13 protein-coding genes and 1 CRISPR repeat array (1 of these 14 cut by a window edge) are annotated in these 13,516 nt (G+C 60.8%); of the genes, 6 read left to right on the plus strand and 7 right to left on the minus strand.

Annotation, left to right across the window (positions count from 1 at the left end):
* Nucleotides 1-342: 342 nt before the first annotated feature.
* From ACVW0R_RS09990 to ACVW0R_RS10005, 4 genes are all read right to left on the minus strand, one after another.
* Nucleotides 343-687, minus strand: a complete 345-nt coding sequence (locus tag ACVW0R_RS09990; RefSeq protein WP_011429997.1) for an ArsR/SmtB family transcription factor — start codon at nt 685-687, stop codon at nt 343-345.
* A 131-nt stretch (nt 688-818) separates the two neighbouring features.
* The gene (locus tag ACVW0R_RS09995) at nt 819-1,130 is read right to left on the minus strand and encodes an antibiotic biosynthesis monooxygenase family protein (RefSeq protein WP_457502006.1); all 312 of its coding nucleotides are present in this window, start codon (nt 1,128-1,130) and stop codon (nt 819-821) included.
* Nucleotides 1,131-1,133: 3 nt separating this feature from the next.
* The gene (locus ACVW0R_RS10000; protein ID WP_011429995.1) at nt 1,134-1,880 is read right to left on the minus strand and encodes a phosphoadenylyl-sulfate reductase; all 747 of its coding nucleotides are present in this window, start codon (nt 1,878-1,880) and stop codon (nt 1,134-1,136) included.
* A 75-nt stretch (nt 1,881-1,955) separates the two neighbouring features.
* Entirely contained in the window at nt 1,956-2,879 is a 924-nt protein-coding gene (locus ACVW0R_RS10005) for a metallophosphoesterase family protein (RefSeq protein ID WP_011429994.1), read from the minus strand.
* Nucleotides 2,880-3,142: 263 nt separating this feature from the next.
* Between ACVW0R_RS10005 and ACVW0R_RS10010 the strand changes: the two genes are divergently transcribed.
* Nucleotides 3,143-3,310 carry a hypothetical protein gene (locus tag ACVW0R_RS10010; protein WP_083759159.1) on the plus strand — a complete coding sequence of 56 codons (168 nt, stop codon included), beginning with the start codon at nt 3,143-3,145 and terminating at the stop codon, nt 3,308-3,310.
* A gap of 113 nt (nt 3,311-3,423) precedes the next feature.
* The gene (gene recJ, locus ACVW0R_RS10015) at nt 3,424-5,652 is read left to right on the plus strand and encodes a single-stranded-DNA-specific exonuclease RecJ (RefSeq protein WP_414390358.1); all 2,229 of its coding nucleotides are present in this window, start codon (nt 3,424-3,426) and stop codon (nt 5,650-5,652) included.
* Between the two features lie 22 nt (nt 5,653-5,674).
* Here the strand turns inward: recJ and ACVW0R_RS10020 are convergent, their stop codons facing one another.
* The gene (locus tag ACVW0R_RS10020; protein ID WP_041438224.1) at nt 5,675-5,989 is read right to left on the minus strand and encodes a hypothetical protein; all 315 of its coding nucleotides are present in this window, start codon (nt 5,987-5,989) and stop codon (nt 5,675-5,677) included.
* Between the two features lie 512 nt (nt 5,990-6,501).
* Between ACVW0R_RS10020 and ACVW0R_RS10025 the strand changes: the two genes are divergently transcribed.
* Together ACVW0R_RS10025 and ACVW0R_RS10030 are read left to right on the plus strand one after the other, a co-directional pair.
* Complete coding sequence (locus tag ACVW0R_RS10025; protein WP_011429990.1) at nt 6,502-6,993, plus strand: cytochrome c oxidase assembly factor Coa1 family protein; 492 nt, start codon at nt 6,502-6,504, stop codon at nt 6,991-6,993.
* A gap of 80 nt (nt 6,994-7,073) precedes the next feature.
* Nucleotides 7,074-8,594 (plus strand): YcjF family protein, encoded by a 1,521-nt coding sequence (locus ACVW0R_RS10030; RefSeq protein WP_011429989.1) that lies wholly within the window; start codon nt 7,074-7,076, stop codon nt 8,592-8,594.
* Here ACVW0R_RS10030 and ACVW0R_RS10035 read toward each other — a convergent pair.
* Nucleotides 8,591-8,914, minus strand: coding sequence for a hypothetical protein (locus tag ACVW0R_RS10035; RefSeq protein WP_011429988.1), 324 nt, complete (start codon nt 8,912-8,914; stop codon nt 8,591-8,593). The two genes, ACVW0R_RS10030 and ACVW0R_RS10035, sit on opposite strands and share 4 nt — an antisense overlap.
* Before the next feature lie 144 nt (nt 8,915-9,058).
* On the opposite strand from ACVW0R_RS10035, the gene rpsN reads away from it, so the two are divergent.
* Both rpsN and ACVW0R_RS10045 read left to right on the plus strand, forming a co-directional pair.
* Nucleotides 9,059-9,364: a 30S ribosomal protein S14 gene (gene rpsN / locus ACVW0R_RS10040; RefSeq protein WP_011429986.1), complete on the plus strand. Its 306-nt coding sequence runs from the start codon at nt 9,059-9,061 to the stop codon at nt 9,362-9,364.
* 239 nt (nt 9,365-9,603) lie between these two features.
* A complete protein-coding gene (locus ACVW0R_RS10045) occupies nt 9,604-10,236 on the plus strand; it encodes a ribonuclease D (protein WP_011429985.1) in 633 nt (210 codons plus the stop codon).
* A gap of 9 nt (nt 10,237-10,245) precedes the next feature.
* Here the strand turns inward: ACVW0R_RS10045 and ald are convergent, their stop codons facing one another.
* Nucleotides 10,246-11,337, minus strand: a complete 1,092-nt coding sequence (gene ald / locus ACVW0R_RS10050) for an alanine dehydrogenase (RefSeq protein ID WP_011429984.1) — start codon at nt 11,335-11,337, stop codon at nt 10,246-10,248.
* Nucleotides 11,338-11,672: 335 nt separating this feature from the next.
* Nucleotides 11,673-13,516: a CRISPR direct-repeat array (repeat unit 37 nt; unit sequence GTTGATCCCTACCTTTTCCCCGCAAGGGGACGGAAAC) (it continues 2,613 nt past the right edge of the window).

Genomic DNA, 13,516 nt, shown 5'->3' on the forward strand with positions numbered 1-13,516 from the left:
TGAAGACTTCTTTACTACTGATCAATCCATCCTCCTTCCGAAGTTGGTTTGCTAAGTGCTGCTATTGTACCCCTTGAGCCCTTAACAGGCTGTAGGCGGTGGGAGTGTCAAGGTAGCTGTTCGCCGAGAGTGTCGGCAGACGGCTTCTCAGATGCGGAAACTTCTGGTCAGGTTTCACCAAGACAGGGTGGGGGGTGAATCTGAGGAGGAAGTATCTGCTGAGGCAGTTTGAGATTCCTTCACGTCAGCGGGCCGTAGGCCCTGTAGCGGGGGTTGTGGCGTCCCCCCCCCAGGGCTAGGGCGGCAGGGCAAGCAACCTGCGCCTCAATCGAGGATAAATACCTAGGGATCCTCCGCACAGGGAACGGCAACCTCAGAGGGCGCAGCTTGTCCTAGGCTATCCAAAAAATGCTGCAAGAGCTGAAAGCGAGGTGGGTTGAGGCTGTAGTAGATCCAGCGCCCCTGCTGGCGAGCGTTGACCAACTGCGCATCTCGCAAGGTCTTTAAGTGAAACGAGAGCTTGGATTGGCTTACCTGCAGCTTTTCGCAGAGATCGCAAACGCACAGCTCCCGCCCACGCAACAGTTGCAGCGCGCGCAGGCGAATCGGATCGGAGAGAGCGTGAAATCCCTCCCGTACCTGCTCACACAGCAAATCCTCCTCTACCTTGGCCAACCACGAAACCATCCTTCGACTAGGGTAGCAAGAGCTTTGCGCTCCCGTCGGCAAGCACTCCCCCCACCCCAGTTGCTCCTGGACTGGGAAGGCCGCCATTGCTTTGCAGCACCAGCGCAACCCTAGGCTCGCGCTGCCTCTGATCAGGTCAACCCCGGCAGCAGTTGGTAATGCAACACCTGCGGTGGCCGAGCAAAGTAGGGCTCGAGGAGGGTGCGCCAGCGGACAAAGTTTTCCGATTGGCGGAAGTTAACCAAATGGGCCTCCAGGGATCCCCAGTGTACCAGCAACAGGTATTGCTGAGGGTGCTCTAAACAGCGCTGCAGTTGGTGCTGCCGATAGCCATCGGTCTGTTGTAGGTAGACAAAGGCTTGCGCGATGGCAGCCTCAAAAGCGGCTTCAGAGCCGGGGCTGACTTCAAACTGAGCCACCTCTAGGACAGGCGAAGGGTTCATAGGCTAGGTGTGCAGGCCGCACTCGGTTTTGGCTGTGCCCTTCCAGCGGCCAGAGCGGGGATCCGCTCCCGGCTCCACCGGCGCCGTGCAGTGGATGCAGCCGATGCTGGGATAGTTGCGGTCGTGGAGGGGGTTGTAAGGGATCCCGTGGTCGAGGATGTACTTCCAGACTTGGCCGTTTGTCCAGTCGGCGAGCGGGTTGAGCTTGAGGCGGTTGCGCTTGCCATCCCACTGCACCTTGCCGATATCGGCGCGGGTGGGGGATTGCTCGCGGCGCATCCCCGTAATCCAGGTGGTGCAGTTGGCCAGGGCGCGATTCAGGGGCTCTACCTTGCGGAGGCTGCAGCAGAGGTCAGGGTTGGTGCGGTACAGCTCCGGCTCATATTGCGCCGCCTGCTCTTCGGGGGTGAGCAGCGGTTTGAAGATCTCCAGCTGCAAATGGGGGTAACGGGCCAACACCTGCTGCTGCAGTTGCAGGGTTTCCGGGAAGTGAAAATCGGTATCCAGGAAAAAGGCGCGCACCTGGGGGCGAATGGCCGTGAGCAGATCGATGAGAACCAGATCTTCCGGTCCAAAGCTGCAGGCCAGCACCAGCCCGTCCCCAAACTCCGCAACGGCCCAGGCCAGCAGGTCGCTCGCCGACAAAGGCTCAAATCGCTCGCTCAGAGAAGCTACCTGCGGCTGATACTGCTCTCGTAACGCCTGAGCCGCCAGCTCCCAGTGGCCGGAGGAAGAAAGGGTTGCAGTCATAGGGGGAAGACATCGAATCCAAGGCTCTTTGCCTTTTTAATCTACACTAATTCGGTCAAGGTTTAGGATTTTTGGCTACTGGGCAACGGCGGGCAGGGATCGAGATCCTTTGGCCCGCAGGGGGATTTGTCCCCAGCGATCCCGCCGAACTCCCATGACCAGGCCATGCCAGAGAGGTCTGGGATCCGGCTCCGGCAGGTGAACCCAGTGGTAGCGCAACACCCCTCGCCGTGGGTTGACGTCCAACTCAAACACGCGCAGAGCGGAGACCGGCCCCACCAGAGGCGGCGCTGTCAGGTAGGGGATTCCGTCCTGCACATAGACCTTCGGCACGTGCAGATGTCCACTCAACACTGCCACCACCCGCCCGTGGTCGGCCAAGAGGGTATGCAGAGCTACAGCTTGCTCGCTGCGAAGCCGGTACTTGCGGAACAAAACCGCATCCATTTGGGTGGGGGAGATAAAGGGAGGCTGATGGATGAGCAGGATCAGCCATTCCTCCGGCACCGCTTGTAGATGTTCGCCTAGCCAGCGCAGTTGCGCGGGGCGCAGCACGCCCTGGGGCAGAGGGAACTGGCCCAGGCTGGCATCGAGGGCAATCAAGCGGATCCCAGGCAGGGGGGAAAGGCTGTAATCGACATAGCCTGTGGGGGCAAGGGGCAACGGAAATTGACGTTGGCACCAGCGGATAAATTGCTCCCGGTTGAAGCGCCCCTCCCTCCCCAAGGTGTCGATATCGTGGTTGCCGAGGCTGAGGTAGTAGGGCACCCGCAGTTGGGCGAGGATCTCCTGGAACACCTCAAAGCTCTCCGGATCGGCTTGATCCACCAAATCGCCGGTGAACACCACAAAGTCCAGATCCGGCACTTGGTTGAGATGGGCAACGGCAGCTTCCAACTGGCGGCGGGGGGAATCGGACATCCACCAGCAGCGGCACCCTGTCTCCGGCATTAGGTGAACATCTGAGACTTGGGCAAAGCAAATCCTTTGGGTGGCCATCACCTAGGTACTTATTCACACCTCACGCCCGCATCATAGTCAATAACCGGCTAGAGGGCTATGGGCTTCTCTTAACCTCAGCCAGGATACCCTCACCCCCAGCCCCTCTCCCTTTGGGAGAGGGGAGTTGTGGTTGCTGCGATTTGGAATCGTCACAAATGAGTCTGATTCTTGTTCCGGCGCCGCTGCCGAGCAACTGCTAGGGTATAGCAACACGGATCTTCGACAAGAGGATCCCTCAGTTCAAGCAAGGAGAAAAAATCATGTCTGCTACCACCCTTGTTCGTTGCGCCTGTGACCACTGCAACTGCAGCTTCGAAAGCAGCCAAGGCTATCGCTACGAAGGCCAACTCTACTGCAGCCAAGCCTGTGCCACCCATGACCACGCCCACCCCTCCCCTTGCTGCGTGGCCTCTCACTGCTGTCAATAGCAGGTTGGCAGGGATCGCTCACCCCGGCTTTTGCTTTCCGGGATCCCAAGCTGCTTTTCTCCCTGAGCAGTTTTTGATAGGCTCCCAGGGAGTTTTATTCCTGTCGAGCTTGCATGGAATACCGCTGGGATCTGCTGCCCACCCCGCCTCAATTTGATCCGGAGCTGAGCCGAGAGTACGGCAAGTATGCGGCCAAGGTGCTGGCTCTGCGGGGGTTGCACAGCCGAGAACAGGCGCGGGCTTTTGTCGATCCTAATCAGTATTCTCCCACGCCAGCGGGATCCCTGCCGGATCTGGAGCGGGCGGTGGCGCGGCTGTTGCAGGCAAGAAAAAGAGGAGAAACCCTCTGCATTTGGGGAGACTTCGACTGCGATGGCGTTACCGCCACCAGCCTCTTGCTCTCGGCGCTACAAACCTTGGGCTTCCGAGTCCAGTTCACTCTACCGCTGCGCAGCACCGAAGGGCATGGCTTGAACCCTCAGCGGCTGCAGCAGGTGCTGGATCAAGGCTGCCAGGTGCTCCTGACGGTGGATTGCGGCATAGGCAATGCTGCCGAGATTGCTCTGGCCCAAGCCCAAGGGGTGGACGTGATCGTGACGGATCACCACGCCCTGCCGGATCCCTTGCCCCCTGCCTATGCGGTGGTCAACCCGCTGCGCCTGCCAGAGGAACACCCGCTGCGCTTTCTGCCGGGGGTGGGGGTGGCCTACAAGCTGGCGGAGGCCCTCTACCAAGCGCTGGGGATCCCTGGTGTAGAAGAGTACCTGGATCTGGTGGCGGTGGGGATCGTGGCCGATGTGGCGGTGTTGCAGCGGGAGTGCCGCTACCTGGTGCAGCGGGGCCTGCCCGTGCTGGCCAACACCCAGCGTCCGGGGCTGCGGGCTCTTTTGGATTGGGTGAGCAACAGCCAATCCTCAGGAACGCCGACAGCCCAGGACATCGCCTTTCGCCTTGCCCCCAAGCTGAACGCCATTGGTCGCTGGGACGATGCCAGCCTAGCGGTGGAGCTGTTGACCACCTCGGATCCGCAGCGGGCCCAGACGCTGGTGGAGCATTTCGTTGCCCTCAATGAGGAGTGTCGGCAACTCACCCAACAGGTTCTGCAAGAGGCCAGCCAACAGGTGGAGAGCTTGGATCTGGCGCGGGAGCGGGCAATTGTTTTGGCCGGAAGCGGCTGGAATCCGGGGGTTTTGGGGATCGCCGCGGCGCGCTTGGCGGAGCAGTACGGTTGCCCGACGGTGTTGATTGCCAAAGACGAGAGGACGGGACGGGGCTATGGTTCGGGCCGCTCGATTCCGGGGGTGAACCTGGTGGAGGCCATCGAGGCTGTGCGTCCCCTCTTGCTGGGGGGAGGCGGCCACCCCATGGCCGCTGGGATCCAAGTGGATCTGTCCTGCCTGGCCGCCGTACAACTGGCTTTGCGGCGGGAGCTGGCCGCGCGGGTCGGCCCGGATCGCCAAGCTCGCGCCTTGGCGGTGGAGATTGTTATCGATTGGGAGCGGTTGGCCTCTCAGGGCCGGGATGGGGTGGCAGAGCTGGACGAGGTGTATCGGCAGTTGCAGCTTCTGCAGCCCTTTGGCCACGGCAACCCCAACCCTGTCGTAGCCTTGATGAACGTTCGCCGCGGCAGCGTCAGGCTGAGGGCTTCCCAGAATGGCCGCCACCTGAAGTTTGAGCTGGGATCCCGTGCCCTCTGGTTTTGGGAAGCCGGCGAAGAGCTGGAGCGGTGGCAAGCATGCCAGGCCTTGGACATCGCCCTGCAGTTGGAAGCCGAGCAGCCCTGGCAGGGCAAAGTGCTGGCGGTGCGCCCCTCTGGCGACTGGCAGGCGCCCACCGTTTCCGCCCCCAGCCTTCGGATCCAGGATTACCGGCAACGCCCCCTGCCGGATTCCCTCCAAGAAGTCTTCCGCTACGATGGGCAGGCCCTTCCTCTCGAGCAAGACTTCCTCCCGTCGGCAAAAACAGCTCTGCTGCTGGCCCGCTGGCCCTGGCTGCCGGCAAATCTAGCCCAACTGCTGCAGCAGGTGCAGCCGCAAACGCTGATCCTGGCCGCTTCTGGTCATCACTGGAAGCGCCTCCCCCACCAAATCGCCCGACTCCAGGAATTGGGGCGGACGGGACAATGGGATCCCCATGTCCTGGCGGCGACAACCGGCTTGCCCTGGCAGTGGCTGGCGGAATTGGAGGGGCCGGAGCAGATCCCAACACGGCTGCTGGGCCGCATTCAAGAATCCCAAGCTTTTCACCGCTGGCTGGACGAAGCCAGCCCCACCCAGATCGCCCAGCTCTGTCAGCGGCTGCTGCGACCGGATCCCCTGCCGGCAGTTGTTTCTCCGAAGTAGAAGACGCCCCCCGGCACCACCATCAGCCAACTTTGGGATTGCGCACTACGCTTAGCCCTGCCGGCTGGAGTTGTGCCTCTTCGGCTCTGTCGGGCAGCGGGCGCAAGGGAGGGCCAAAGCGGCCAACGGCTATGGTGTTGTGCAAAGCCGGGATCCGGCGGATGGATCCCTGGCGTAGGCAGCGGTGCAGGCGGCGCAGCAGGAAGAGGTCAGCCTCGGAGCAATCCTCTTGGAAGACTTTGACGTTAAGTTCGTGTTCCTGAGCAGCGGTAAGCAGACCGGTCATCATGGCAGTTTGAATAATTTGCTGCACAATCGTGCTTTTGATCTCGCTCATGGTGGGGATGCTCTTGGATTGAGACTTTTCGCTGGTTTCATTCTCGGCAAGACCCTCTGAAATGGACTCCGCCGAATGGCGGATTGGATATACGCACTTTGCCGGCTTTTTCGCTGCCCAAGATCCCGGGCCTTTCACGGGTTTATAAGCTTCGACTTTGCTCAGATCCCATGCGGAGAGAAACCTAGGATCGGCGATGCGTTAGACTTTCACGTCTAACTCGAAGCCGGAGCAGCAATTGGATACTTAGGGATCCCATTGATGGGGCAGTGCAAAATTAAACTTGCAAATGGCTTGTCTGAACTTGCTTAACTTGGCCGACATCCTATTTTTTCGAGCCACTGTCTGTAGTAATACGGAAACGAAGAGGCCTTGCAACTACCGACAAATGGCGTAGGCCTGTCCAGACTTTACTTTCTGCAATCCCTGCCAAGGGAGAGCTGGCTCCCCCCTCAGGGGGCAGCGCAGCCGTTCTGTGTTAGTTTGGGGGCGTCCTACTTCTGCGATTGGCTGTGTCGGAAAGCCCCCAAAAAGTCGGCTGTGCCGCCCCTTTGGGCTGCTGTGGATGCGGCTGTCTGGGCCTGCTGGCGGTGCTGGGCTTGGGGCTGGCGGGGGCAGGGATCCTGGTCTGGAATGGGATCCGGGCTTCAGGCGCCTATCGCACCTACCAGTTGGCGGTGGAGCGGCTCGAACAGACTGCGGTGGTGGTGGAGCGGCTGGGGGATCCCCTGCGTCCGGGCTGGCCCTCGCGGCTGCGCTTTCAAGAGGATGAGCAAGCCGGCTGGGCCTGTCTGTCCTTTTTGATCACGGGATCCCGGCGCACCGGCGAGGTGGCTGTGGAGTCGGAGCGGGGGGTGGCCGGCTCAGCCTGGCAGTTGCGCCATCTGCAGGTGAAAGTGGATGGGGATCCACAGGCCATACAGATCCTGAAAGGGGAGGGGGGATCCCGCTGTGAACAAGAGGAGCCGGCTGCAGGGGCAGTGCTGCCGACAGGCGAGATCTGAGTAGTTGGACATGCTTAGCCGCGGGTAAAGTCAAAAGGACTCCGTCCCGCTGACGCGAACGGTTGTGGCCCTGGATCCCTATGCGAACAGTTCCCTATCTGCGCTTGCTGCTGCTGTTGGCGCTGTTGGCCTCGTTCGCGGGCCTGATCGTCTGGCTGATCCAATCGTTTTTGGATCTGTACTACGCCACCCGCTACCACCCGATTTTGGGGGGGCTGTTGATCGGGGTGCTGGTGTTGCTGCTGCTGGTGTTTTTGGCCGCTTCCATCTACTACTTGTTTCTGTTCCGCCCCGCCCCTAAAACCGAGAGGCTTCCCAGGCCAGCTCCCCCGGCAACTCCTGCCGAGAAGTGGGAGGCAGCCCGGCGCAACCTGGCGCAACTAGAAGCTCAGATGGCGCAGATCCAGGATCAGGTGGCGCGGGCGGCGCTGGCGGAACGGTCGGCCCGGCTGGCCCAACAGTTGGCCCAGCCGCAACTGAAGGTGGTGGTTTTCGGCACCGGATCGGCGGGCAAAACCTCGCTGGTGAACGCGCTGCTGGGGCGGCGGGTGGGGGCGGTGGGGGCAACGCTGGGCACCACGCAGGCGGTGGCGGTTTACGATTGGGACCTGCCCGGGATCCCCCACCCGGTGCAGATCGTGGACTGTCCGGGCATTTTGGAGATCGGGCCGGCAGGGGCGATGCGGGAAGAGGAGGCGCAGGCCCAGGCCCAAGCTGCCGATCTGCTGCTGGTGGTGGTGGACGGGGATCTGCGCCGGTCGGAGGTGGATCCCTTGCGTCGGTTGATCGCCCTGGGCAAGCGGGCTCTGCTGGTGCTCAACAAAATCGACCGTTACACCCCCGAAGAACGGCGGCTCCTGCTGCAACGGCTGCGGGAACGGGTTTACCCCTTGATCCAACCGGAAGATGTGCTGCCGGCCGCCGCTGCTCCAGCCCCTGTACAGGTGGGATCCCAAACCTGGCAGCCGGAACCGGAGGTGGCGGCGGTGCGGGATCGCGTCCAGGCGGTGCTCTACGCCGAGGGGGGATCCCTGGCGTTGGACAATGCCCTGCTGCAATCCCAGCAACTGGGCGAAGAGGCCAAGCGGATCATCCAGGCGCAGTTGCGCCGCCAGGCGGAGGAGGTGATCGACCGCTTTCAGTGGATCGTGACCGGCGTGGTCTTTGCCAACCCCATCCCGGCGCTGGATCTGCTGGCCATTGCTGCCATCAACGCCCAGATGGTGGTGGAGCTGGGATCCCTCTACGGCTGCAAGATGAACCTGCAGCAGGGGCGGGAGCTGGCCCTGTCGCTGGCCAAGACCCTGGCCGGCCTGGGGCTGGTGGAGGGGGCGCTCCAACTGACCACCGGGCTCCTGGCCACCGTGGCTGAGGTGAGCGTGGTTGGCTTTTTGGCGACAGCCCCCATCCAGGCGGCCAGCGCCGGCTATCTCACCCGCATTGCCGGCAAAAGCTTCATCGAGTATTTCCAGCGCAACCAAAGCTGGGGGGAAGGGGGGATGCAGGCAGTGGTCAAGGCCCAGGTGGAGAGCGCCCAAAAATCGGGCTGGCTCAAGGAGTTTGTCCGCCAGGCCTCAGAACGGGTTTTTCGCCTGCGCTAGTCCTTGTTGGTGGCCTCGACAGCAATGTCCGTCGGCATGAAGGCCAGCTCCATCTGCGCCACGTAGTCGGCGTAGCTGAGGGCGGGCACATCGTCCCATTCCGCCAGGCCGTGCATCCGCTTCGACCACTCGATAAAGGGGGCAGGGTAGGCGTAGGTCAAGCTGGGATCCGCCAGCACCTCTTTGGGCAGCGGCGGAACCGACTTGAGCACGGCCAGCAACGCCGGCGGTCTGTAAATGACCACGCGGGCGGCTTCGATCTGCTCCGGGGAAACCTTGAACTTGGCAGCGATGAACGAAATTACTTTGGAAAGGGCCATCCCCCACCCTCAACTTGGCCTGTACAGCTAGATCGCCGCAAGGGCAAGCAGTCGACCACGGGAATCCCACCGGGGATCCCTTGCTGCAGATTGTTGTTGCCCGCTATCCTAGTAAAGCCGAAAAATTGGGGAAACAGGTGAGCCGTGGCTAAAAAAAGCATGATCGAGCGGGAGAAAAAGCGCCAACGCTTGGTCGAAAAATACCGGGAGAAGCGCCAACAACTCAAGGCGGCCATGGCCGATCCCAACATCGACCAGGCCACCCGCATGGAGCTGCACGCCCAACTGCAAAAACTCCCTCGGGCCAGCTCGCCCACCCGCCTGCGCAACCGCTGCTGGAAAACCGGGCGTCCCCGCGGCTATTTCCGGGATTTCGGCCTCTGCCGCAACAGCCTGCGGGAAATGGCCCACCGCGGCCTGCTGCCGGGCGTGGTCAAGGCAAGCTGGTAGAGCCAAGCTTGCCAGCCGCTGGTTACAACCCCGCCCGCAGGAGCGGAGCGTTGCGAGCGAAAACCAGGCTGCTGGCCGTCTCAGTCGAGGGGAGGGCATCTCCTGTCTCCGAGGGGGGTGGAGTTTGCTCAGGGCTGGTCGGCCAGCGGCGCTGGTTGAGATGTCAAAAACTTTTGTCTTCAGGCGAGGGAAGTATCTCAGCCGGGCGGCTGCTCTCGCCAAGTTAGCGAGGGATCCCTGTGGCCCTAGAGCCTTTCCAGATCTGCGACGAAGATCTCACCCCCGAAGTGGCAGAGGCGCTGGCCGGGGAAACCCTCTTGGCTGTGGACACCGAAACAATGGGGCTGATCCCACAGCGGGACAGGCTCTGTGTGGTGCAAATAGCCAACGCTGCCGGCGAGGTGGTGCTGCTGCGGCTGAGCCGCGGCGTGAAGCAGGCCCCCCATTTGGCGCGGCTGCTGACGGATCCCAACATCGAAAAGATCTTCCATTACGCCCGTTTTGACCTGGCCATGCTGCGCTACCACTTGGGGATCCAGGCCTGGCCGGTCTTCTGCACCAAAATTGCCAGCAAGCTGGCCCGCACCTACACCAGCAAGCACAGCCTGAAGGACGTGGTGGGCGAGCTGTGCGGGGTGGAGCTGAATAAAACTGCCCAGAGCTCCGACTGGGGAAACGTCCAGGCCCTCTCGCCGGAGCAGTTGGAGTACGCGGCCAACGATGTTCGTTACTTGATCCCGGTGCGCCACAAGTTGGCCCAAATGCTGCAGCGGGAAGAGCGCTGGGAGCTGGCACAGCGCTGTTTTCAACACCTCCCCACCCTGGTGGAGCTGGATCTGCTGGGATATGGCAACGTCTTCGAGCACCAGTAGCGAAGGCCCTCAGTTGGCCAAGTCGGGGAAGGTGGCCCGCACCGCCGGGTGGATGAGCTTGCCGCCGCAGAGGTTGAGCCCCTTGGCCAGGGCCGGGTCCTGCTCCAAGGCGGCGCTCAAGCCGAGGTTGGCCAACTTGAAGATGTAAGGGAGGGTGGCGTTGACCAGCGCCTGGGTCGAGGTCCAGGGGACGGCCCCCGGCATGTTGGGAACCCCGTAGTGCAAGACTCCATAGGCTTCGTAAACCGGCTGGGCATGGGTGGTGGCCTTGGTGGTGGCGATGCACCCCCCCTGATCCACGGCCACATCCACGATCAAAGAGCGGGGCCGCATCTGGGCCACCAGCTCTTCCTTCACCAAAACCGGGGCGCGTCTGCCCGGCACCAACACCGCTCCCACCACCAGGTCGGCCTCGCGGACACATTCCTCGATGCTTTGGGCCGTGCTGTAGAGCAGCTCTACCCGCGAGCCAAAAATCAGCTCCAGCTCGTTCAGCCGCTGCAGGTTAATGTCCAAAATCTGCACCCGTGCCCCCAAGCCTACGGCCATTTTGGCCGCCTCAGTGCCCACGGTTCCCCCGCCCAGGATCACCACCCGCCCCGGCGGCACCCCCGGGATCCCGCCCAGCAGCACGCCTCGCCCCCCCTGCTGGCGAGTCAGGTAGTGGGCGCCCAATTGCACCGACAGCCGCCCGGCAATCATGCTCATGGGCATCAAGAGGGGCAGGGATCCATCGGCCAGCTCCACCGTCTCGTAGGCCAGGCAGGTGGCCCCCGAACGCAGCAGGGCCTGAGTCAGCTCGCGGCTGGCCGCCAGGTGCAAATAGGTAAACAGGATCAGATCCGGGTGGAGCAGGGGATACTCGGCGGGCAGGGGCTCTTTGACCTTCACCACCAACTGCTGCCGGTAGATCTCCTCAGGGGTGGCGGCCAGCTTGGCCCCCGCTTTTTGGTAGTCTTCGTCGCTAAAGCCCGCCCCCTGGCCAGCTTGGGTCTCCACCCACACCTGGTGCCCCTGCTCCGTCAGAGCCCGCACCGCCGCCGGCGTCAGGCCAACGCGAAACTCCTGCTCCTTGATCTCTTTGGGCACACCAATGCGCATAGGGATCCCCATAGGGCTGTCTTCCAGTCTAGACAGACCAGCGCTGGGATGGGATCCCTGGCCGACGGGGGGCGGCAGGAATTGTAAAGTTTTGTGCGCAATCTGTCGGGGCGAGCCGTTGTTAGCTTTCCCCTGGCAACACCAGGCTTTAAGAGGAATCTAGAACTGCTTGCCCAAATTGACCCAAAAACGTGACATAATGCCCTCAAAACAGCGAATTTCCCGACTTGCGCTTATCCGGCGAAGCAGTGTTAATATCTGTTTCGAGAAGTCTCCGTACTCCCTCGCAAACGCACCTTGAAAACCTTATGGATTCAGCCTTTTCCGGGGGTAGGGTTGATCCCTACCTTTTCCCCGCAAGGGGACGGAAACTAGAACACTCCTGCGTCGTAGATCTGTTTTGCGAGGGGTTGATCCCTACCTTTTCCCCGCAAGGGGACGGAAACTCGACAACGAGCACCCGGTGGCTGCGGTTTCCGGTGAAGTTGATCCCTACCTTTTCCCCGCAAGGGGACGGAAACGGTGGATTTTGTGAGATACACGAATTGTCTTTAAGTTATCGTTGATCCCTACCTTTTCCCCGCAAGGGGACGGAAACCTGCCAACTTGTATAGATATAGATTCGGCCCCCGTCGGGTGTTGATCCCTACCTTTTCCCCGCAAGGGGACGGAAACGATGGCTGCCTGATGGCAGCCATCCATATGGATATGATCGTTGATCCCTACCTTTTCCCCGCAAGGGGACGGAAACGTCATGAAGTACTGCTCGGAAAACCCCTCATACTCCAGTTGATCCCTACCTTTTCCCCGCAAGGGGACGGAAACTGCATTTGAACCTCCCTTTACAGGGATAAAAGAACACCCAGGTGTTGATCCCTACCTTTTCCCCGCAAGGGGACGGAAACAGTCAAACATTTTCGTCTCCTTGTGAGAAAGTGTGCCTAATCGTTGATCCCTACCTTTTCCCCGCAAGGGGACGGAAACCGACCTTAATGGGCAGCCGAGAAGTGGTGTAAGACCCCGTTGTTGATCCCTACCTTTTCCCCGCAAGGGGACGGAAACTTGATTAAGCTCACCATCCGGAGAGCCTCCCTGATGGTGTTGATCCCTACCTTTTCCCCGCAAGGGGACGGAAACATCAAGATGAGGTAACCATGTAGGCTTCAAGCAGAGCCTGCCTGTTGATCCCTACCTTTTCCCCGCAAGGGGACGGAAACGCGAGGCATTGCGGATGGTCCAGCTAATCTAATCTAATGTTGATCCCTACCTTTTCCCCGCAAGGGGACGGAAACAATCTGGGCATGGCCACCCATCATTGGTGACCTCCTCAAGGTTGATCCCTACCTTTTCCCCGCAAGGGGACGGAAACAAGCCACGGATGTGTCCGAACAGAGGGCAGCTAGCTCCCGTTGATCCCTACCTTTTCCCCGCAAGGGGACGGAAACTTTATATATATGACTACAACAGCGGGCAGCGCTTAGTCAGTTGATCCCTACCTTTTCCCCGCAAGGGGACGGAAACCTCGGGACAAGGTAGTCCCTCAAAGGTTTCGTGCTTTGTGAGGTTGATCCCTACCTTTTCCCCGCAAGGGGACGGAAACTTCCCAGGTCAGTTTGGCCTGTCCTGGTCCAACTTGACCGTTGATCCCTACCTTTTCCCCGCAAGGGGACGGAAACTGTATATGCGCACTACCTCCTTCCCGTCAAAAATGACGGGTTGATCCCTACCTTTTCCCCGCAAGGGGACGGAAACAAGACAAGTTTCAATTCAGCTGACTCAGTCTCAGCTAGTAAAGTTGATCCCTACCTTTTCCCCGCAAGGGGACGGAAACCTCCAAAGCTTCCCTGATTTCTCCGCGCTCTATGCGTAGTTGATCCCTACCTTTTCCCCGCAAGGGGACGGAAACTCCGCACCTGTGAAGCCCAGGGCCTTCAAGACTTCTGCAAGTTGATCCCTACCTTTTCCCCGCAAGGGGACGGAAACTTCCCGATAAGGGAGGTACAACCTACGGAAGAGAAGTTGATCCCTACCTTTTCCCCGCAAGGGGACGGAAACTCTTGAGACCTGGAACATAGAGGTACTCGATGACTCGTTGATCCCTACCTTTTCCCCGCAAGGGGACGGAAACCCCGCATCGTGAATTTGTTTGGCTAACGCACGAGCGCGGTTGATCCCTACC

The organism is Thermostichus sp. MS-CIW-15, from assembly GCF_054060575.1.

Coding starts and splice junctions, on each gene's coding strand:
- ACVW0R_RS09990 (WP_011429997.1), bottom strand. CDS start 687: ATGGTTTCGTGGTTGGCCAAGGTAGAGGAGGATTTGCTGTGTGAGCAG.
- ACVW0R_RS10030 (WP_011429989.1), top strand. CDS start 7,074: ATGCGAACAGTTCCCTATCTGCGCTTGCTGCTGCTGTTGGCGCTGTTG.
- ACVW0R_RS10000 (WP_011429995.1), bottom strand. CDS start 1,880: ATGACTGCAACCCTTTCTTCCTCCGGCCACTGGGAGCTGGCGGCTCAG.
- ACVW0R_RS10035 (WP_011429988.1), bottom strand. CDS start 8,914: ATGGCCCTTTCCAAAGTAATTTCGTTCATCGCTGCCAAGTTCAAGGTT.
- ald (WP_011429984.1), bottom strand. CDS start 11,337: ATGCGCATTGGTGTGCCCAAAGAGATCAAGGAGCAGGAGTTTCGCGTT.
- ACVW0R_RS10010 (WP_083759159.1), top strand. CDS start 3,143: ATGTCTGCTACCACCCTTGTTCGTTGCGCCTGTGACCACTGCAACTGC.
- ACVW0R_RS09995 (WP_457502006.1), bottom strand. CDS start 1,130: ATGAACCCTTCGCCTGTCCTAGAGGTGGCTCAGTTTGAAGTCAGCCCC.
- recJ (WP_414390358.1), top strand. CDS start 3,424: ATGGAATACCGCTGGGATCTGCTGCCCACCCCGCCTCAATTTGATCCG.
- ACVW0R_RS10020 (WP_041438224.1), bottom strand. CDS start 5,989: ATGAGCGAGATCAAAAGCACGATTGTGCAGCAAATTATTCAAACTGCC.
- ACVW0R_RS10005 (WP_011429994.1), bottom strand. CDS start 2,879: ATGGCCACCCAAAGGATTTGCTTTGCCCAAGTCTCAGATGTTCACCTA.